This is a genomic window from Streptomyces nymphaeiformis, from assembly GCF_014203895.1.
GTDB lineage: Bacteria > Actinomycetota > Actinomycetes > Streptomycetales > Streptomycetaceae > Streptomyces > Streptomyces nymphaeiformis.
This window is the reverse complement of the sequence record NZ_JACHJY010000001.1, coordinates 1268715-1287857: the sequence shown is the minus strand read 5'-3', so window position 1 is coordinate 1287857 and position 19143 is coordinate 1268715. Positions and strand designations below refer to the sequence as shown.

15 protein-coding genes are annotated in these 19143 nt (G+C 74.5%); 7 read left to right on the top strand and 8 right to left on the bottom strand.

Annotated features, from left to right (window positions below):
- Positions 1-33: 33 nt before the first annotated feature.
- The 3 genes from GGE06_RS05720 to GGE06_RS05710 are packed head-to-tail and all read left to right on the top strand — an operon-like array spanning position 34 to position 4111.
- Positions 34-2082 (top strand): putative cobaltochelatase, encoded by a 2049-nt coding sequence (locus GGE06_RS05720; RefSeq protein WP_184930137.1) that lies wholly within the window; start codon positions 34-36, stop codon positions 2080-2082.
- Positions 2082-2690, top strand: a complete 609-nt coding sequence (cobO, locus tag GGE06_RS05715; RefSeq protein ID WP_116161668.1) for a cob(I)yrinic acid a,c-diamide adenosyltransferase — start codon at positions 2082-2084, stop codon at positions 2688-2690. The genes GGE06_RS05720 and cobO overlap by 1 nt, the downstream gene beginning before the upstream one ends.
- Entirely contained in the window at positions 2684-4111 is a 1428-nt protein-coding gene (locus GGE06_RS05710) for a cobyrinic acid a,c-diamide synthase CobB (protein WP_184930136.1), read from the top strand. The genes cobO and GGE06_RS05710 overlap by 7 nt, the downstream gene beginning before the upstream one ends.
- Positions 4112-4113: 2 nt before the next feature.
- On the opposite strand, the gene GGE06_RS05705 is transcribed toward GGE06_RS05710, so the two are convergent.
- On the bottom strand, positions 4114-4893 hold the full coding sequence (locus GGE06_RS05705) for a ZIP family metal transporter (protein ID WP_116161666.1): 780 nt from the start codon (positions 4891-4893) through the stop codon (positions 4114-4116).
- Positions 4894-4935: 42 nt separating this feature from the next.
- On the opposite strand from GGE06_RS05705, the gene cobC reads away from it, so the two are divergent.
- Positions 4936-6513 carry an Rv2231c family histidinol phosphate aminotransferase CobC gene (gene cobC / locus GGE06_RS05700; RefSeq protein WP_376773506.1) on the top strand — a complete coding sequence of 526 codons (1578 nt, stop codon included), beginning with the start codon at positions 4936-4938 and terminating at the stop codon, positions 6511-6513.
- A gap of 120 nt (positions 6514-6633) precedes the next feature.
- Here cobC and GGE06_RS05695 read toward each other — a convergent pair whose 3' ends face one another.
- Positions 6634-7620, bottom strand: coding sequence for an SCO1860 family LAETG-anchored protein (locus GGE06_RS05695; protein ID WP_184930135.1), 987 nt, complete (start codon positions 7618-7620; stop codon positions 6634-6636).
- 363 nt (positions 7621-7983) lie between these two features.
- On the opposite strand from GGE06_RS05695, the gene GGE06_RS05690 reads away from it, so the two are divergent.
- Positions 7984-10725 carry a GNAT family N-acetyltransferase gene (locus GGE06_RS05690; RefSeq protein WP_184930134.1) on the top strand — a complete coding sequence of 914 codons (2742 nt, stop codon included), beginning with the start codon at positions 7984-7986 and terminating at the stop codon, positions 10723-10725.
- 189 nt (positions 10726-10914) lie between these two features.
- Here GGE06_RS05690 and GGE06_RS05685 read toward each other — a convergent pair whose 3' ends face one another.
- On the bottom strand, positions 10915-12000 hold the full coding sequence (locus GGE06_RS05685) for an amidohydrolase family protein (RefSeq protein ID WP_116161662.1): 1086 nt from the start codon (positions 11998-12000) through the stop codon (positions 10915-10917).
- 33 nt (positions 12001-12033) lie between these two features.
- A complete protein-coding gene (locus GGE06_RS05680; RefSeq protein ID WP_147321108.1) occupies positions 12034-13023 on the bottom strand; it encodes a beta-propeller domain-containing protein in 990 nt (329 codons plus the stop codon).
- A 217-nt stretch (positions 13024-13240) separates the two neighbouring features.
- Here GGE06_RS05680 and GGE06_RS05675 point away from each other — a divergent pair, with 217 nt between their 5' ends.
- A complete protein-coding gene (locus tag GGE06_RS05675) occupies positions 13241-14338 on the top strand; it encodes a pyridoxal-phosphate-dependent aminotransferase family protein (protein WP_116165611.1) in 1098 nt (365 codons plus the stop codon).
- A gap of 79 nt (positions 14339-14417) precedes the next feature.
- Here GGE06_RS05675 and GGE06_RS05670 read toward each other — a convergent pair whose 3' ends face one another.
- Positions 14418-15488: an alkene reductase gene (locus tag GGE06_RS05670; protein WP_184930133.1), complete on the bottom strand. Its 1071-nt coding sequence runs from the start codon at positions 15486-15488 to the stop codon at positions 14418-14420.
- 113 nt (positions 15489-15601) lie between these two features.
- Here GGE06_RS05670 and GGE06_RS05665 point away from each other — a divergent pair, with 113 nt between their 5' ends.
- Positions 15602-16126: a MarR family winged helix-turn-helix transcriptional regulator gene (locus GGE06_RS05665; RefSeq protein ID WP_184930132.1), complete on the top strand. Its 525-nt coding sequence runs from the start codon at positions 15602-15604 to the stop codon at positions 16124-16126.
- Between the two features lie 24 nt (positions 16127-16150).
- Here the strand turns inward: GGE06_RS05665 and GGE06_RS05660 are convergent, their stop codons facing one another.
- The 3 genes from GGE06_RS05660 to GGE06_RS05650 form a co-directional block, all read right to left on the bottom strand.
- Entirely contained in the window at positions 16151-17209 is a 1059-nt protein-coding gene (locus tag GGE06_RS05660; protein ID WP_184930131.1) for an aminotransferase class V-fold PLP-dependent enzyme, read from the bottom strand.
- Between the two features lie 99 nt (positions 17210-17308).
- The gene (locus GGE06_RS05655; protein ID WP_116161657.1) at positions 17309-18016 is read right to left on the bottom strand and encodes a DsbA family oxidoreductase; all 708 of its coding nucleotides are present in this window, start codon (positions 18014-18016) and stop codon (positions 17309-17311) included.
- 64 nt (positions 18017-18080) lie between these two features.
- The gene (locus tag GGE06_RS05650) at positions 18081-19082 is read right to left on the bottom strand and encodes a GlxA family transcriptional regulator (protein WP_116161656.1); all 1002 of its coding nucleotides are present in this window, start codon (positions 19080-19082) and stop codon (positions 18081-18083) included.
- Between the last annotated feature and the right edge of the window lie 61 nt (positions 19083-19143).

The window sequence follows — 19143 nt, the reverse complement described above, 5'->3', positions numbered from 1 at the left end:
GAGTTCCGTACTTCCCGAAGGAGTGACCGTCCGATGAGCACCCGCTATCCGTTCACCGCCGTCGTCGGCATGGACGATCTGCGGCTCGCGCTGCTGCTGAACGCCGTCAGCCCGGCTGTGGGCGGAGTGCTCGTGCGGGGCGAGAAGGGGACCGCCAAGTCCACCGCCGTGCGTGCGCTCGCCGAGTTGCTGCCGGAGGTCCCGGTGGTCGCGGGGTGCCGGTTCAGCTGTGACCCGGCCTCCCCCGACCCGGGCTGCCCCGACGGGCCCCACGGCGACGCGCCCGGGACCGCCCGTCCCGCGCGGATGGTCGAGCTGCCCGTCGGCGCCTCCGAGGACCGGCTCGTCGGCGCGCTCGACATCGAGAAGGCGCTCGCCGAGGGCGTGAAGGCCTTCGAGCCGGGGCTGCTCGCCGCCGCGCACCGGGGGATCCTCTACGTCGACGAGGTCAATCTCCTCAGCGACCACCTGATCGACCACCTGCTCGACGCCGCCGCCATGGGCGCCTCCCACGTCGAGCGCGAGGGCGTCTCCGTGCGGCACGCCGCGCGCTTCCTGCTCGTCGGGACCATGAACCCCGAGGAGGGCGAACTGCGGCCGCAGTTGCTCGACCGGTTCGGGCTCACCGTCGAGGTGGCCGCCTCGCGGGACCCGGAGCAGCGGGTCGAGGTCGTCCGGCGGCGGCTCGCCTTCGAGGACGACCCGGCCGCGTTCGCCGCCCGCTGGGCCGGCGAGGAGCGCGCCCTGCGCGAACGGATCGTCGCCGCCCGGGAGTTGCTGCCCCAGGTGGCCCTCGGCGACGCGGTGCTGCTCCAGATCGCCGCGACCTGCGCCGCGTTCGAGGTGGACGGCATGCGCGCCGACATCGTGATGGCCCGGACCGCGACCGCGCTCGCCGCCTGGGCCGGACGGACCGAGGTCACCTCCGAGGACGTGCGGCAGGCCGCGCTCCTGGCCCTCCCCCACCGGCGCCGGCGCTCGCCGTTCGACGCGCCCGGCCTCGACGAGGACAAGCTCGACGAGACCCTGGAGCAGTTCAAGGGCGACGAGCCGGACGACGATCCCGAGCCGGACGGGCCGGGGGACGGTGGGCCCGGCGGTGGCGGGGGCGTTCCGCCGCAGGGCGAGGGGCCCGACGGCCCCGCGCCCGAGGCCGCCGACGCCCCGGAGGGCGCGCCCGCCCCGCAGGGGGCCCCGCAGGGCTCCGGCGCCGGTGAGCGTGCCGCCGTCAAGGCCGGCGAGCCGTTCCGTACGAAGGTGCTGAGCGTGCCCGGTCTCGGCGAGGGCGCGGCCGGGCGCCGTTCCCGGGCCCGCACCGAGCACGGCCGTACCACCGGATCGACCCGGCCCCGGGGCGCGCTGACCAAGCTGCACCTGGCCGCGACGGTCCGGGCCGCCGCCCCGCACCAGCGGGCGCGCGGCCGGTCCGGGCCCGGCCTCGTGGTCCGCCGGGACGACCTGCGGCAGGCGACCCGCGAGGGCCGCGAGGGGAACCTGGTGCTGTTCGCCGTGGACGCCTCCGGCTCCATGGCGGCGCGGCAGCGGATGAGCGCCGTGAAGGGCGCCGTGCTGTCGCTGCTGCTCGACGCCTACCAGCGGCGCGACAAGGTCGGTCTCGTCACCTTCCGGGGGCGGGACGCCGAGGTCGCGCTGCCGCCGACCTCGTCCGTGGACGCGGCCGCCGCCCGCCTGGAGACGCTTCCGACCGGCGGTCGTACGCCGCTGTCCGCCGGGCTGCTCAAGGCCCATGACGTGCTGCGGGTCGAACGACTGCGTGACCCCTCGCGCCGCCCGCTGCTCGTCGTCGTGACCGACGGGCGGGCGACCGGCGGGCGGGCCGCCGGCGATCCGGTGGCGCTCGCCGCCCGGGCCGCGCGGCTGCACGCCGCCGACGGCACCGCGAGCGTGGTCGTGGACTGCGAGACCGGGCCGGTGCGGCTCGGGCTCGCGGGGACCCTGGCGCGCGAACTCGGCGGCACCGCCGTGACCCTGGACGAGCTGCGCGCCGACTCGATCGCCGGCCTCGTCAGGGACGTACAGGCAGCAGGAAAGACAACGCAGACAGCATGGAGGGCCGCTTAATGCCGCAGGGACAGCCGACCGTCGTGCCCGACGACGGTCTCACCACCCGTCAGCGCCGCAACCGGGCGCTGGTGATGGTGCACACCGGCGTCGGCAAGGGGAAGTCGACCGCCGCGTTCGGCATGGCGCTGCGCGCCTGGAACCAGGGCTGGCCGATCGGGGTGTTCCAGTTCGTCAAGTCCGCCAAGTGGAGGGTCGGCGAGGAGAACGCCCTCAAGGCGCTCGGCGAGACCGGCAAGGGCGGCACGGTCACCTGGAACAAGATGGGCGAGGGCTGGTCCTGGATCCAGCGCGAGGTCGCCGAGGGCGAGCAGTCCCACGAGGACAAGGCCCGCGAGGGCTGGGAGCAGGTCAAGCGGGACCTCGCCGAGGAGAAGTACAGGTTCTACGTCCTCGACGAGTTCGCCTACCTGCTGCACTGGGGCTGGATCGACGTCAAGGAGGTCGTCGAGGTGCTGCGCGACCGTCCCGGGCAGCAGCACGTCGTCATCACCGGCCGCAACGCGCCGCAGGAGCTCTGCGACTTCGCCGATCTCGTCACCGACATGTCCAAGGTCAAGCACCCGATGGACGCCGGTCAGAAGGGCCAGCGGGGCATCGAGTGGTAGCACGTCTCGTCATCGCCGCGCCGTCGTCCGGCGCGGGCAAGACCACGGTCGCGACCGGCCTGATGGCCGCGTTCGCCGGCCGTGGTCTGGCCGTCTCCCCGCACAAGGTCGGCCCCGACTACATCGACCCGGGCTACCACGCGCTCGCGACCGGCCGGCCGGGCCGCAACCTCGACGCGTACATGTGCGGTACGGGGCTGATCGCGCCGCTCTTCCTGCACGGGGCGCGCGGCTGCGACCTGGCCGTGGTCGAGGGGGTCATGGGCCTGTACGACGGTGCCGCCGACCAGGGCGAGCTGGCGTCCACCGCACAGGTCGCGAAGCTGCTCAAGGCGCCGGTGGTCCTCGTCGTCGACGCGTCCTCGCAGTCGCGGTCGGTGGCGGCGCTCGTCCACGGGTTCGCGTCCTGGGACCCGGAGGTGCGGATCGGGGGCGTGATCCTGAACAAGGTCGCGACGGACCGGCACGAGCATCTGCTGCGGGAGGCGCTCGGGGAGTCGGGGGTGCCGGTGCTCGGCGTGCTGCGGCGGGCCCCCGCCGTCGCCACGCCTTCGCGGCACCTCGGTCTCGTACCGGTCGCCGAGCGGCAGGCCCAGGCGGTGGAGGCGGTGGCCGCGCAGGCGGAGCAGGTCCTTGCCGGGTGCGACATGGAGGCGCTGCTGGCGCTCGCGCGGTCGGCGCCCGCGCTGGACGCCGAGCCGTGGGAGCCGGGGGTCGGGGAGCGGCTGCACGCCGGTGGTTCCGTGGTGCCCACCCTCCCCCAAGCTCTCGGCTTCGCTCGAACAGGGGGGACCCCCTTGCCCCCGCGGAACGATCGCCCACCACGGCCGGTCGTCGCCGTCGCCGGTGGAGCCGCGTTCACCTTCTCGTACGCCGAGCACACGGAGTTGCTGCAAGCGGCCGGCGCCGAAGTCGTCACCTTCGATCCACTGCGGGACGAGGCCCTCCCCGAGGGCACGAGCGGGCTCGTCATAGGCGGCGGGTTCCCCGAGATGTACGGCGCCGAGCTGTCCGCCAACGAACCCCTCCGCAAGGCCGTCGCCGAGCTCGCCGCCTCCGGCGCGCCCGTCGCCGCCGAGTGCGCCGGGCTCCTTTACCTGGCGCGGTCGCTCGACGGCACGCCCATGTGCGGGGTGCTCGACGCCGACGCGCGGATGTCGGAGCGGCTCACGCTCGGCTACCGGGACGCCGTCGCCGTGAACGACAGCGTCCTCGCGCCGGCCGGGGCCCGGATGCGCGGGCACGAGTTCCACCGCACGGTGATCGAGCCGGGCGCGGGGCCGCTCGCGGCCTGGGGGCTGCGGCAGCCGGAGCGGCGGGTGGAGGGCTTCGTGCAGGGCGGGGTGCACGCCAGCTACGTGCACACCCACTGGGCGGGGTCCCCCGAGGCCGCCGCGCGGTTCGTGGGGCACTGCGCGTGAGGTCAGCCGCCGGAGACGCCCACCACGAGCCAGATGAAGGCCACGCCCGCCACCGTGCACAGCAGGGTGGAGCGGGCGGGGTGTTCGTGGTGGGCCTCCGGCAGGATCTCGGCGGCGGCGAGGTAGAGCAGGGCACCGCCGAAGAAGCCGAGATAGCACCCGAGCAGTTCCTCCGGAAGGGTGAACAGGGTGGCGAGTCCGGCGCCGGCGACCGGGGCGACGGCGGCCGCGACGAGCATGGTGAGGGCTCTGCGGCGGGCGTTCCCGTAGAGGCTCGTGATCGTGTACGTGTTGAATCCGTCGGCGAAGTCGTGGGCGATGACGGCGAGGGCGACGGTGGCGCCCATGCCGCCGCTGACCTGGAAGGCCGCGCCGAGCGCGATGCCGTCCATGAGGCTGTGGAGGACCATCGCGGCGGCGGCCGTGAGGCCGACCTGAGGGACCCGCCCGCCCGTCTCCCGACCACCACCCTCCATCGAAGCGCTCTGCGCTGCCCCCCGATCGGCGCCGGCGCCGTGAGCAGCCTGGCGGACCGCGAGGAGCCGTTCGACGACGTGGGCGAGGAGGAAGCCGCCGACGAAGAGCAGCAGGGCCTCCGGGACGCCGAAGACCTTCTTCCCCGCCGCGTCCAGGGCCTCCGGCAGGAGGTCGAGTCCGACGACGCCGAGCATGAGTCCGCCGGCGAGGCCGAGGACGAGGTGGCGGCGGTCGGTGACGCGCCCGGCGACCCAGCCGCCGAAGAGCGTCATGAGGAACGCGCCGAGCGCGACGACTACAGCCATGGGCCTTTGCTATCCGATGGGGTGCCGGGTGCGCACCTCGGCGTGGGGGTGCGGCCGGGGACGGCGGCGGGCGAGGTCCTCGCGCTCGTCGGCGCGGTCCTGCGGGAGGCGGGGCTGACGGGCGCGGACGTGCGGTCGCTCGGCACGCTCGACGCGCGGGCGACGGAGCCGGGGATCGTGGCGGTCGCGGCGGCGCTCGGGGTGCCGGTGCGCGGGTTCCCGGCCGCGGAGCTGGCGGCCGTACCCGTACCGCATCCGTCCGCGCGGCCGCTCGCGGCGACGGGTACGGCCTCGGTGGCGGAGGCTGCGGCGCTGCTGGCGGCGACGGCGGGAGGCGACGGGCGGGCGGGGCCGGCGGCATCGCCCGGGGGCCCGGAATGCGCCGTTCTGCTCGTTCCGAAGCGGACATCGCGGCGCGCGACCTGCGCGATCGCCGCTTTTGCCCCGTTTCGTTCGAACCAAGTGACGTCCGTCGCACGGTTGTTGCCCTTGACTCACGGGTACATCGCTGGCGAGCCTGGCTCACCCCCCACCATCCCCACCCCCCACACGACGGCGGCCATGGACACGCACACGCACACCGACGCCCACGACCTGCGCCACCACGGTGACGCCGAGGTCCGGGACGAGAAGCTCATCGACCTGGCGGTCAACGTCCGGACGAACACCCCGCCGGACTGGCTGCGGAAGCGGATCGCCGACTCGCTGACCGGTCTCGCCGCCTACCCCGACGGGCGGGCCGCGCGGGCCGCGGTCGCCGAGCGGCACGACCTGACGTCGAACCGGGTGCTCCTGACGGCCGGCGCGGCGGAGGCCTTCGTGCTGCTCGCGCGGGCCCTGCCGGTGCGGCGGCCGGTGGTGGTGCATCCGCAGTTCACCGAGCCGGAGGCGGCGCTGCGGGACGCCGGGCACGAGGTGGGCCGGGTGCTGCTGCGCGAGGAGGACGGCTTCCGGCTGGATCCGGCGGCCGTTCCGGAGGACGCGGACCTGGTGGTGATCGGGAACCCGACGAACCCGACGTCCGTGCTGCATCCGGCCGCCTCGATCGCGGCGCTCGCCCGTCCGGGGCGGATCCTGGTGGTGGACGAGGCGTTCATGGACGCGGTGCCGGGCGAGCGGGAGTCGCTGGCCGGGCGGACGGACGTGCCGGGGCTCGTGGTGCTGCGCAGCCTCACCAAGACGTGGGGGCTCGCCGGGCTGCGGATCGGGTACGTCCTGGCCGAGCCGGAGACGATCGCGGCCCTCGAACGGACGCAGCCGTTGTGGCCGGTGTCGACGCCGGCCCTGGTGGCGGCGGAGGCGTGCATGTCGCGGGCGGCGCTCGCGGAGGCGGAGCACGCGGCGCACCGGATCGGGGTGGAGCGGACGCACCTGCTCGCCGGGCTCGCGGAGTTCGACGAGGTCCGGACGGTGGCGGGGGCGGAGGGCCCCTTCGTGCTGCTGCGGATCGACGGCGCCGACGTGGTGCGGGAGCGGCTGCGGTCGCTCGGGTTCGCGGCCCGCCGGGGCGACACGTTCCCGGGGCTCGACCGGAACTGGCTGCGGATCGCGGTCCGGGACCGGGCGACGACGAACCGTTTCCTGCAGGCGCTCGACCAGGCGCTGCTGATCTGCGGCTGACCGTGCGGCGCTGAGCCGCGCACCCACGTGGAAGGGTCCGGGGAGGGCGGTGTCGTCACCACCGCCCTCCCCGGACCCTCGCTCCCTCCCGGCGCCCCCCGGCGCTTCCCCCTCGGGCCGTCAGCCGCGGTTGCGGGCGCGCGAGCGGGTCACCACGAGGGCGCCGCCGCCGGCGACGAGGAGGGCGAGCGCTCCGGCCGCGATGTACGGGGTGGTGGAGCTGCCGCCGGTCTCGGCGAGGTTCTCGGTGGGCGTGGTGCCGCCGTTGTCGGTCTTGATGCCGCCGGCGTCGCTCGGCCGGGCCGAGGGCTGCTGCGAGGGCTGCTCGCTCGGCCGGTGGGTGGGCTGCTCGGTCGGCTGCCCGGTGGGCTTCTCGGTCGGGGCCGCGCCCTTGGGCGTCTCGCAGGTGGCCTCGGCGAGGGTCACCGTGCCGTTGACCTCGGCGACGCCGAGCTTCAGCGGGTCGACCTCCACCTTGAGTTCGAGGGCCGTGGCGGCGGCGGTGCGGGAGGTCGTGGAGGTACGGGAGAGGTCCAGGGTGACTTTGCCGACGCCCGGCACGCCGACCTGGGTCCGGCCGCCCGCGGACAGGGTGGTCTTCTTGCCGAACACGGTCACGTGGCCGAGGACGTTGGACTCGGCGACCGGCTTCCTGCCCACCTCGCACAGGGCCTTGGAGGTGACCTTCTCGACCTCGATGAGGGAGAGCAGCGGAATGCCGGGGACGTGGACCCGGGCCTTGACCAGGTTGACGTGCCCCTCGGCCTTCTTCTCGTTCACGGTGGCGTCGGCGGTGGCGACGTCGGCCTTGAGGAGGTCGATCGGCTCCCCGCCCTCGGCTCCCTGCACCTTCACGGAGAGCGCGGTCTCGTTCTCGCTCTCCGGCGCCTCGACCTCGTTGAGGGAGGCCCGCACCGGCACGTTCACGGTCTTGCCGAGGAGCGAGACGTCGAGTCCGGCCCGCAGCACGACGGCGGTGGAGCGCCCTTCGCCGTCCGTGGCGTGCGCCGCGGGGGCCGCGAGGAGCACGGGTCCGACGGCCAGGGCGGCGACGGTCGCGGCGGCGGCGGAACGGCGTACGGGCAGGCGGAAGGTGTTGCTGTTCAAGATGGTGGAACCCCCACAGGAGACATGGCGTCGCCGGCCGCTCACCACGGGGACGGTGGGTCGGCGCGGCCTCGGCGACTTGAGACACCGGAATCTTTACGCACGGAGAGTGAACTGACAGTCGCCTGGCGTGAGTTCACTCCAAAGGGGGGTTTCCGTGTTCTTTTTCGATTTTTTTCGGCACAACCGTTCTCGGCCGTCCCGCGTGTTTCGTACGGCGGCGGGCGCGCGGGGCGCGCGGGAGCGATGAGAACGAGCCGCGCCGCTCCCGGGTCACGGATCGTCAACCTGGCGAGAAGGGCGGGCTCCGGACCCCTGTAGGCTAATTTAGGCCAGCCTAACCTAAGAAAGGTCTCCGTCTCCGTGAGCATCGAGGTCTACCGGGACGCCTGGGGCGTCCCCCATCTGCGCGCCGCGGACCCGGAGGAACTCGCCTTCGCCCAGGGCCGGGTCACCGCCCGCGACCGCGCCTGGCAGCTGGAGGTCGAGCGGCACCGGGCCCAGGGCACCACCGCCGCCTTCCTCGGCGCCGCCGAGCTCGGCTGGGACGCCTTCGTCCGGCGGTCACGGCTCGCCGACACCGCCCGCCGCTGCTTCGACCGGCTCGCGGAGACCGACGCGACCACGGCCTCGTGGGTACGCGCGTACGTGGACGGGGTCAACGACGGACTCGCCGAAGGGGCCGGCCGCGCACCCGAGTTCACGTCCACCGGCCTCGCGCCCGGCCGGTGGGAGCCGTGGACCCCGCTCGCCGTCTGGCTCTCCACCCACATCCTCTTCGCCGGCTTCCCCACCAAGCTGTGGCGGGACGAGGTCGCCCGGCGGCTCGGCGAGGAGTGGACGGAGCTCTTCGCGACCGACGGACCCGGCACCGCCGGCTCCAACGGCTGGGTCGTCGCGGGCGAGCGGACCGCGAGCGAGGCGGCCCTGGTGGCCGGCGACCCGCACCGGTTCATCGAGGCGCCGGGCGTCTACCAGCAGATCCGGCTCGCCTGCCCCGCGTACGACGTGGTGGGCCTCGCCGTGCCCGGCGTCCCCGGGCTCGCCCACTTCGGCCACACCGGGCCGGTGGCCTGGGCGATCACCAACGCGATGGCGGACTACCAGGACCTCTACCGGGAACGGCTGCGCCGGCGCCCCGACGGCGCCGTGGAGGCCCTCGGCCCGGACGGCTGGGCCCCGGCGGCCGCACACCGGGAGACCGTCGAGGTCGCGGGCGCGGAGCCGGTGGTGACCGAGGTGATCGAGACGGCCCGGGGGCCGGTGATCATCGGCGGGCCGCCCGAGGACGGCTCCGCCGAGTGGGAGGGGATCGCCCTGCGGCACCCGCCGCGGGTCACCGGGGAGCTCGGCTTCGGGGCGCTGCCCGCACTCCTTCGCGCCCGGACCGTCGCCGACGTGGACGCGGCGCTCGACGGCTGGGTCGAGCCGGTGAACGTCGTCCAGGCCGCGGACACCCGGGGCGGTCTCCTGCACCGGGTCGCCGGACACGTGCCCGTACGGGACCGGGCCAACTCCCTGCGCGTCGTGCCCGCCTGGGACCCGGCACACGCCTGGGCCGACGCACCGGCGCCGCTCCCCCGCGCCGAGGTCCACGGCCACGCCGTGATGGCCAACGCCCGGGGCCTGGCCGCGCCCCTGGGCGTCGAGTTCGCCCCACCGCACCGCGCGGCCCGCATCGACGAACTGCTCGCCGCGTCGACGGCCTGGACCCCGGAGACGACGACCACGATCCACCGGGACACCGCGAACCCCTCGGCGACGGCGCTCCTGACGGCGGTACGGCGCGTGGGCGGGGGCCTGGCGGCCGGCGAGGGCGTGTCGACGACGACCGGGGCCGCCGTCGCCGGAGCGGACGCCGTGGACACCGTCGGTGCCGTGGACGCCGTCGGCGAGCCGCCCGCCCCGCTCTCCCCGGCCGGTTCCGCCGTCCGGGCGCGCTTGCTCGACTGGGATCGGCGGATGGACGCCGAGAGCGTCGGGGCCGGGCTCTACGCGGCCGTGCGCGGGGCCGTCGTGCGGCGGCTCGCCCGGCACGAGGCCTTCGCGGCGTTGCGCGAACCCGCCCCGTACCCCGAGCTCTTCCAGCCCTGGCTCGCGCTCGGGCCGCGTGTCGCCTTCGCCCTGGAGACGCTGCTCGTGGCCGGGCCCGTGCCCGCCGGGGACGTCGACCGGATCGTGCGCGAGGCGCTCGACGAGGTCGGCGCCGGTGAGCCGCCCGCCGCCTGGGGCGTGACGCACCGGCTCGCGCCCTGGCAGGCGCTGCCCGATCCCGACGACGGCCAGTGGCCGGGGCTCGGCGGCGACCACGACTGCGTGCTCTCCACGTCCAGCGTCCCCGGGTGGACCGACCGCAGCGCCCGCGCCTCCGCCGCGCGGTACGTCTGGGACCTCGGCGACCGGGAGCGGAGCCGCTGGATCGTGCCGTTCGGCGCGTCCGGAGTTCCCGGCGACCCGCACCACCGCGACCAACTCCCCCTGTGGCTGCGGGGCGAGCTCGCCCCCGTCACCACCGACTGGCAGAAGCTCGAGAAGGAGCAGGGCATGACCGTCCCCGTACACGTCCAGACCGTCGAGGGCTTCGGAACCGTCACGGTCCGCCCCGTCGACCCCGACGCCGACGCGCACCTCCTGCACGGCTGGGTGAACGAGGAGAGGGCCCGCTTCTGGGGCATGGTCGGCACCACCGTCGAGCAGGTCCGGGAGGTCTACGCGCACCTCGACTCGCTGACCACGCACCACGGTTACCTGGTCAGCCGGGACGGGGAGCCGGTCGCGCTCTTCCAGACGTACGACCCGGCGGCGGACCGGGTGAGCGAGTGCTACGAGGCGCTTCCGGGCGACATCGGCGTGCACCTGTTCGTCGCGCCGGGGCTCGCCCCCGAGCCCGGCTTCACGGGCCGGCTGCTCACCGCGCTCGTCGACTTCTCGCTGACGGACCACACCCGGATCGTGATCGAGCCGGACGCCGCCAACGAGAAGGCGCTCGCCCGCATGACGCGGGCCGGTTTCGAGCTGGGCCCGGAGGTCGTGCTCCCGGAGGTCGTGCTCCCGGAGGTCTTCATCCCGGAGAAGCGGGCCCGGCTGGCGTTCCTGAGCCGCTGACGGCCCGGCTCGGCCCGGTGCGGCTGACGGCCGGTGGCAGGACCCCGTACCGCTGACGGCGGCCGGGACTCGGCCCGATGCGACGACCGGCCGGCGCTCCGCCCGATGCCGGCGACCGGCCGGCTCCGGCCCGCACCGGGCCGGGCGCCGGTCGTGCGAGAGCCGCCTCCGCCGCCTGTCGGCCGGCGCTCAGCCCACGACCCGCCCGTTGACGACGACCCGCCGCGGCGCCGCCAGGACGCGGACGTCCGCGCGCGGGTCCTCGCCGTAGACGACGAGGTCGGCCGGGGCGCCCTCCTCCAGGGACGGGCGGCCCAGCCAGGCCCTGGCTCCCCAGGCGGTGGCGGCGAGCGCGTCGACCGGCGGGATGCCGGCCTTGGTGAGCTCCTCGACCTCCTCCGCGACCAGGCCGTGGGCGAGGGAGCCGCCCGCGTCGGTGCCGACGAAGACGGGCACGCCCGCGTCGAAGGCGGCCCGGACGGTGTCGTACCGCCGCTCGTGGAGCCGGCGCATGTGGGCCGACCAGCGGGGGAACTTCTCCTGCCCGCCGTCGGCGAGGTGCGGGAAGGTCGCGATGTTGACGAGGGTCGGGACGATCGCGACGCCGCGCTCGGCGAAGAGCGGGATCGTCTCCTCGGTGAGCCCGGTCGCGTGCTCGATGCAGTCGATGCCGGCCTCGACGAGGTCCCGGAGCGAGTCCTCGGCGAAGCAGTGCGCGGTGACGCGGGCGCCGAGCCGGTGCGCCTCCGCGATGGCCGCCTCGACCTCGGCGCGCGGCCAGCAGGCGGTGAGGTCGCCGACCTCGCGGTCGATCCAGTCGCCGACGAGCTTGACCCAGCCGTCGCCGCGGCGGGCCTCGCGGCCGACGTACGCGACGAGGTCGGCGGGCTCGATCTCGTGCGCGTAGTTGCGGATGTAGCGACGGGTGCGGGCGATGTGCCGCCCGGCCCGGACGATCTTCGGAAGGTCCTCGCGCTCGTCGATCCAGCGGGTGTCGGAGGGCGAGCCCGCGTCCCGGATGAGCAGGGTGCCGGCGTCCCGGTCGGTGAGGGCCTGCTTCTCGCTGGTGGCCTCGTCGACGGGGCCGTGCCGGTCGAGGCCGACGTGGCAGTGGGCGTCGACGAGTCCGGGGAGCACCCAGCCCTCGACGGTGACGGCCTCGGCGGCGGGCCGGTCGAAGGTGATCCGCCCGTCGACGCACCACAGTTCGTCGCGTACGTCCTCCGGGCCGACGAGCACCCGCCCCTTCACGTGCAGCACCTCGTGATCGCTCATACCCGCACTCTACGAGCCGCCGCCGGACGGGCTCTAGGGGCGCCAGTCGGCCTCCAGGTCGTGCGAGTCGGCCGTGGTGAGCTGGGTGAGGCCGGTGCCGTCGGCGCGTACGAGGAAGAGGTGCTCGGGGTCCGCGTCGTCGGTGCCGCCCCGGGTGAAGACGAGGCGCCTGCCGTCGGGCGACCAGGAGGGGTTCTTGTCGTGGGCGCGGGCCGAGGTGATGCGGTGCGTCCCGCCGCCGTCGGGCCGGACGGCGTAGAGGTGGGCGAAGCCGGTGGAGTCCACGCGGCTGAAGACGATCCAGTCGCTCCGCGACCAGTCGGGCGTCCAGTCCTGGGAGCCGGCCAGGGTGACCGGCGTCTGGGCCAGGGTGGACAGCGTGATCCGCATCAGCCGGCTGTGTCCGGACGCGTCCGCGCGGCTGTACGCGAGGGAGGTGCCGTCCGGGGACCACGTCGGGTGGTGCTCGTCCTCGGCGGTGGTGGTGAGCCGGGTGTTCGGGCTGCCGTCGAGGTCGGTCACGTAGATCTCGCGCTCGCCGCCGACGGGCTTGGAGTAGGCGATCCGCGTGCCGTCCGGGGACCAGGCCGGGTCGGAGGCGCCCTGGGTGCCGGGCACGGGCTTCAGGTCGCCGCCCGTGATCGCCATGGTCCAGATGCCGTCGATCGCGCCGTCGGAGCCGTAGCGGAGGAACGCCACCCGCTTGCGGTCCGGGGACCAGCTGGGCATCACGTCGCTGACGGTGGGGGTGTGGGTGAGCTTGACGGGCGTGCCGCCGAGCGGGGAGATCGTGTACAGGTCCTCGATGGGCGCCGCCGTGTCGTAGCGGGCGAAGACGATCGAGCGCATCCCGGCCGCCCACGCCGTCTCCGCCGACCCCGCCGCTCCCGCGTCCGCGGAGGCGGCGAGGGTCAGGGGCGCGGCGACGGCGAGCGCCGCGGCGGCCACGGCCGCCCGGCGGAGCCGCGCCCTGCCGCCCTCGCCCGCGCCGGTTCTGCCGCTTCTCCCGGTGCTCCGAGCCATGGTGTCCACCCCGTCTCCTCCCGGCGGCCCCGGTCGGGGTCGCTCCGGCCCGAAACATCCCACCGCCGGGGCTCCGGGGGAAGCGGTGGTACGAGCCCTGTGACACGTTCCGAACAGCACCGTGACGGGGGATCCCTCCGGGCGAGCACTTACGCTGGCACGAGCCCGAACCGATGTATGCGACACGCATGCGACACCGAAGAAGGAAACCGTGACCGTGACACATCCGCTGCTGGACCTGGCCCCGCTGACCGCCGCGCACTTCGCGTCCATCGAGCGCCGGGTGGCCGCCCTGCTCTCCACGGAGCAGGACGTGGTGATCACCCAGGGCGAGGCGCTGCTGCCCCTGGAGGGGTGCATCCGCAGCGGCGCGCGGGCCGGTTCGACCGCGCTGAACGTCGTCACCGGTCCGTACGGTCAGACCTTCGGGAACTGGCTGCGGGACTGCGGGGCGACCGTGGTCGACCTGGAGGTCCCGTTCCACACGGCGGTGACGGCGGAGCAGGTGGAGCGGGCGCTCGCCGAGCATCCGGAGATCGACTTCGTCTCGCTGGTGCACGCGGAGGCGGCGACCGGCAACACCAACCCGGTGGCGGAGATCGGCGAGGTCGTGCGGGCGCACGGCGCGCTGTTCTACCTGGACGCGGTGGCGTCGATCGGCGCGGAGCCGGTGCTGCCGGACGCCTGGGGCGTGGACATGTGCATCATCGGCGCGCAGAAGGCGATGGGCGGCCCCGCGGGCGTGTCGGCGGTGTCGGTGAGCGCGCGGGCCTGGGAGCGGTTCGCCGCCAACCCGGCCGCGCCGCGCCGCTCGTACCTCTCCCTCCTGGACTGGAAGGAGCGCTGGATCGACGGCGGCCGCAAGGCTCTGCTGCACGCGCCGGCGCAGCTGGAGATGCTGGCCCTGGAGGCCTGTGTGGAGCGGATCGAGGCCGAGGGCCTGGACGCGCTGATGGCCCGGCACGCCTCGGCGGCGGCCGCGACCCGTGCGGGCGCGCTGGCCCTGGGCGGCGGTCTGGAGCCGTTCGTGTACGAGGCGAAGGACGCGGCGCCGGTGGCGACGACGCTGCGGGCGCCCGCGGGTGTCGACGCCTCGGAGCTGGTGGCGAAGGCCCTCGCGGCCGATCCGTCGCTGCCTCTGATCGCGGGTGGCGGGGCGCTGGCCAAGGAGATGATCCGGGTCAACCACTACGGGGTGGACGCGACCCCGGGGGCCGTGCAGTCCTCGCTGGCCGCCCTGGGCGCGGCGCTCGGCGAGACGGGCCGCGCGGTGGACCTGGAGGGCGCGCGCCGGGCGGTCACGGAGGCCTGGTAGCCGGTGGTACGCGGAAGGGGCGGGGGGTTCGGTCCCCTCGCCCCTTCCGCGTACCCGCGGCTTTCCGCGTACCCGCGGCTTACAGCGCGGGGTAGTCGATGTAGCCCTCGGGGCCGCCGGCGTACATGGTGGCGGGGTTCGGGGTGGCGTAGGGGCCGTCGGTCTTCAGGCGGGCGGGCAGGTCGGGGTTGGCGATGAAGAGCCTGCCGTACGCGACCAGGTCGGTGGTGCCGTCCTCGATCAGGGCCAGCGACTCGGCGCCCGTCGGGTCGGTGCCGGTGGCCGGGTTGAGGATGAACGTGCCGGCGAAGCGCTTGCGCAGGTCGAGGACGAGCGGGCGGCGCTCGGGGCCGGTCTCCAGGACGTGGAGGTAGGCGATGCCGACGGGCTCGATCGCGTCGAGGAGCCGGGTGTAGATCTCGTCCGTGTCGGTCTCGCTGATGTCGTTGAGCGTGTTGGCCGGGGAGATGCGCAGGCCGGTGCGCTCGGGGCCGATCTCGGCGGCGACGGCCTTGACGACCTCGACGGCGAAGCGGATGCGGTTCTCGACGGGGCCGCCCCACTCGTCGGTGCGGTGGTTGGAGCCGGAGGCGAGGAACTGCTGGATCAGGTAGCCGTTGGCGCCGTGGATCTCGACGCCGTCGAAGCCGGCCTCGACGGCGTTGCGGGCGGCGGAGGCGAAGCCGGCGACGGCCTCGCGCACCTGGTCGCCGGTGAGCTCGCGCGGGGTGACGAAGTCCTTGGGGCCTTCGTGGGTGTAGACCTGGCCGGCGGCGGCCACGGGCGAGGGGCCGACGGGGTGGAGGTCGCCGTCGAGGAGGTCGGGGTGGCCGATCCGGCCGGAGTGCATGAGCTGGGCGAAGATCCGGCCGCCGCGCTCGTGGACGGCGGTGGTGACCTCGCGCCAGGCGGCGATCTGCTCGCGGGTGTGGAGTCCGGGGGTGTTGGGGTAGCCCTGGCCCTCGGCGACCGGCTGGATGCCCTCGGTGACGATCAGTCCGGCGGAGGCGCGCTGGGCGTAGTACTCGGCGACGATCGCGGTGGGGGTGCCGTCCTCGCCGTTGGCGCGGCTGCGGGTCATGGGGGCCATCGCGATGCGGTTGGCGAGGCGCGTTCCGGCGAGGTCGATGGGGTCGAATGCAGTGGTCACGACTGTCCCTCACAGAAATATGTGGTCGGCCAACTAATTGGGCCGCTGCCACTGTAACCCATTCATTGGCCGACCAAGGTAATCTTGGGGAAGAGCCGTCCCGAGGAGCCCGCATGTCAGGAAACGACCCCGTCTGTACCGCCCCGTCCGCCGGGCCGCAGCCCTCCGCCGCGTGCGCCGGGACCGTCAGCCACACCCTCGCGTGGGTGGCACGGCTCCACCGGATCGGCATGGGCCGGCGACTGCGGGACCTCGGGCTCTACCCGGGCCAGGAACTGATGATGATGCGCCTGTGGGACTGCGGGGCGGTCCGCCAGTCGGAGCTCATCCAGTCGCTGGGCCTCGACCCGTCCACGGTGACGAAGATGCTCCAGCGCATGGAGCAGTGCGGATACGTCCGCCGCAGCCCGGACCCGGCCGACCGGCGCGCGGTCCTGGTCGAGGCGACGGAGCGCGGGCTCGCCCTGCGCGCCGGGGTCGAGGGCGCCTGGGCGGACCTGGAGGAGAGCACCCTCGCCGGACTCGCCCCGGCCGAACGCACGGAGCTCGCCCGCCTGCTCGGCCTCGTGGGCGAGAACCTGAAGGCGGAGGCGGACGAGGAGGGCCCGTGCGGGCCGGGGGCGGGCGGGGTCTGCTGACGCCGGGCGTCGTGCCCTGAGGGCTCAGCCCGCCAGGACCTCCAGGGCCCGGTCCACGTCCGCCGACGTGTTGTACAGGTGGAACGACGCCCGCAGGTTGCCCGCGCGGGCCGAGAGGAGGACGCCCGCCTCGTGCAGGGCGTCCGCGCGGTCGCCGAGGCCGGGTACGGCGACGACCGTCGAGTCGTCCATGACCGGCGCGTGTCCGAGGTCGAGGAGGCCGGAGCGGAAGCGGGCCGCGAGCCCCTTGTCGTGGGCCTCGATCCGCTCGATGCCGATCTCCTCCAGGAGCGCGAGCGAGCGGGCGGCCCCGTGGTACGAGAGGAACGCGGCCGGCTCGTCGAAACGGCGGGCGGTGCGGGCCAGTTCACGGACCGGGCCGTAGCTGTTGACCCACAGCTCCTCGCCCGTGACCCAGCCCGCGTGGATCGCGAGCAGCGAGTCCTGCGCCTCCTCGGTGACGGTGAGGAAGGAGGCGCCGCGCGGGCAGAGCAGGTACTTGTAGCCGCCGGCGACCGTGTAGTCCCAGTCCCCCGCGCGCAGCGGCAGCCAGCCCGCCGACTGGGTGGCGTCCAGGAGGGTGCGGGCGCCGTGGGCGGCCGCGGCCTCCCGTATCGCCGCGAAGTCGGCCGTGCGGCCGTCCGCCGACTGCACGGCGGAGAAGGCGACGAGCGCGGTCCCGGGCCGGACGGACTCGGCGAGCCGCTCAAGGGGCACGAAGCGGGTCTTGAGGTCGCCGCGGATCGTGAACGGGGTGATGACGGAGGAGAAGTCGCCCTCGGGGAAGAGGACTTCGGCCCCGGACGGCAGCGACTGGGCGATCATCCCGCAGTGGACGGCGACCGAGCTGCCGACGGCGACGCGCTCGTGGGAGACGCCGGCGATCCGGCCGAAGGCGGCGCGGGCCTCGTCCACGACGTCGAAGCTGCCGGCGCCGCCCGCGCGGCCGGCGGCGGTCTCCTCGGCGAGGAGGGTGACGGCCTCGACGGTCCGGCGGGGCAGCAGACCGCAGGCGGAGGTGTTCAGATAGGTGTTCCTGGGCGCGAACTCGGCGCCGCCGAGCGGCTGGTCAAGGGAATCCATGTCCCCACCCTGGGTCCCCCCACGATCACCCGTCAATGGCGATTCGCTCGTGGGGAGACTCCAAGCCGCTCTTGTCTCCGCAGTTCAGAGGTGGTGCGCTCAGGCCTGCGGGACCTCGCAGGCGCCGTCCGGACCGCAGACCTCCGCGTCGGAGCCGACCGGCTGGAGGACGCGGCCCTGCCAGGCCTGCTCCAGGGCCTGGGTGAAGACCTCGGCGGGCTGGCCGCCGGAGACGCCGTAGCGGCGGTCGAGGACGAAGAACGGCACGCCGTTGGCGCCGAGTTCGGCGGCCTCGCGCTCGTCGGCCCGTACGGCGTCGGCATAGGCGGTCTCGTCGGCGAGGACGGCCCGGACCTCGGTCTCGTCGAGACCGGCCTCCACGCCCAGGGTCACCAGGGTCTCGGCGTCGAAGACGGAGCGCTCCTCGGCGAAGTTGGCCCGGTAGGCCAGGTCCAGGAGCTCGTTCTGGCGGCCGCGTTCCTTGGCGAGGTGCAGCAGCCGGTGGATGTCGAAGGTGTTGCCGTGGTCGCGGCCGTCGGTGAGGTAGTCGAGGCCCTCGGAATGCGCGTTCGACGCGACGTGCGCCTCCATGGCGCGGGCCTCGTCGAGGGTGCGGCCGTACTTCTTCGCCAGCATCTCCAGGACGGGTCCGGTGTCGCCCTTGGCGCGGTGGGGGTCGAGCTCGAAGGAGCGGTGCACGACCTCGACGTCGTCGCGGTGGGCGAAGGCCGCGAGCCCCTTCTCGAAGCGGGCCTTGCCGATGTAGCACCAGGGGCAGGCGATGTCGCTCCAGATCTCGACGCGCATGTGACTTCTCTCCGAGGGGTTGCCGATGGGGTGTACCGCAGGGGAACGCGCACAGCGGTCCGGTTCATTCCGGTTCCGGCCCCGGTGTGAGGCGCGGCACCATGCGGTTGAAGGAGGCCCGGTAGGCGCTCGGGGTGAGCCCGGTGCGGCGCAGCACGTGCTGCCGCAGCGAGTCCGCGGAGCCGAGGCCGCTCGCGCGGGCCACCTGGTCCATGGGGAAGGACGTGGTCTCCAGGAGCTCCTTCGCCCGCTCGACGCGCTGGTGCAGCAGCCACTGGAGCGGGCTGACGCCGGTCTCCGCGTGGAAGCGGCGCGAGAGGGTGCGGACGGAGACCCCGGCGTGCCGGGCGAGGTCGTGGAGGCCGAGGGGTTCGTCGAGGTGCTCCATCGCCCACGCGCGCGTGTCGGCGAAGGAGACCCCGCGCTCGGGCGGCAGCGGGGTCTGGGTGAACTGGGTCTGGCCGCCGGGCCGGACGGGTGCGACGAGGGCGAGCCGGGCGACCGCGTTGGCGACGGCGGCGCCGTGGTCGGTACGGATGACGTGCAGGCAGAGGTCGATGCCCGCCGCGTATCCGGAGGAGGTGAGCACGGGGCCGTCCTGGACGAAGAGGACGTCGTCCTGGAGGTCGACGGCGGGGTGCCGGGCGGCGAGCAGCGGCCGGTAGGCCCAGTACGTCGTCGCCGCCCGGCCGTCGAGCAGTCCGGCCTCGGCGAGCGCGAAGGCGCCGGTGCAGATGGAGGCGATCCGCTTGCCGGCGTCGGCGGTCGCGCGCAGGACGTCGAGGACGCGCGGGTCGGGGTCCGTGTACGCGCCGCTGCCCGCGAGGATCACGGTGTCCGCCCCCTCGACGGCGTCGAGCCCGCGCGGGACGACCAGGTCGAGGCCGCCGGTGGTGGTGACGGGCCCCGGATCGGGGGCGCAGATGACCGTCTCGTACCCGGGTCCGCCGTCGATCTCGACCTTCCCGAAGAGCATCTCCGGGATCGCCAGGTTGAACATCGAGACGGGCGGGGCGGCGATCACGGCGACGCGCTGGACGCCCCGGACCCGGGACTCGACGGTCATGGCCAGAACCTCCGGTCGTATGGCATTCCCGCCACTACTGTACGGGCTCGCAGCTCACGAA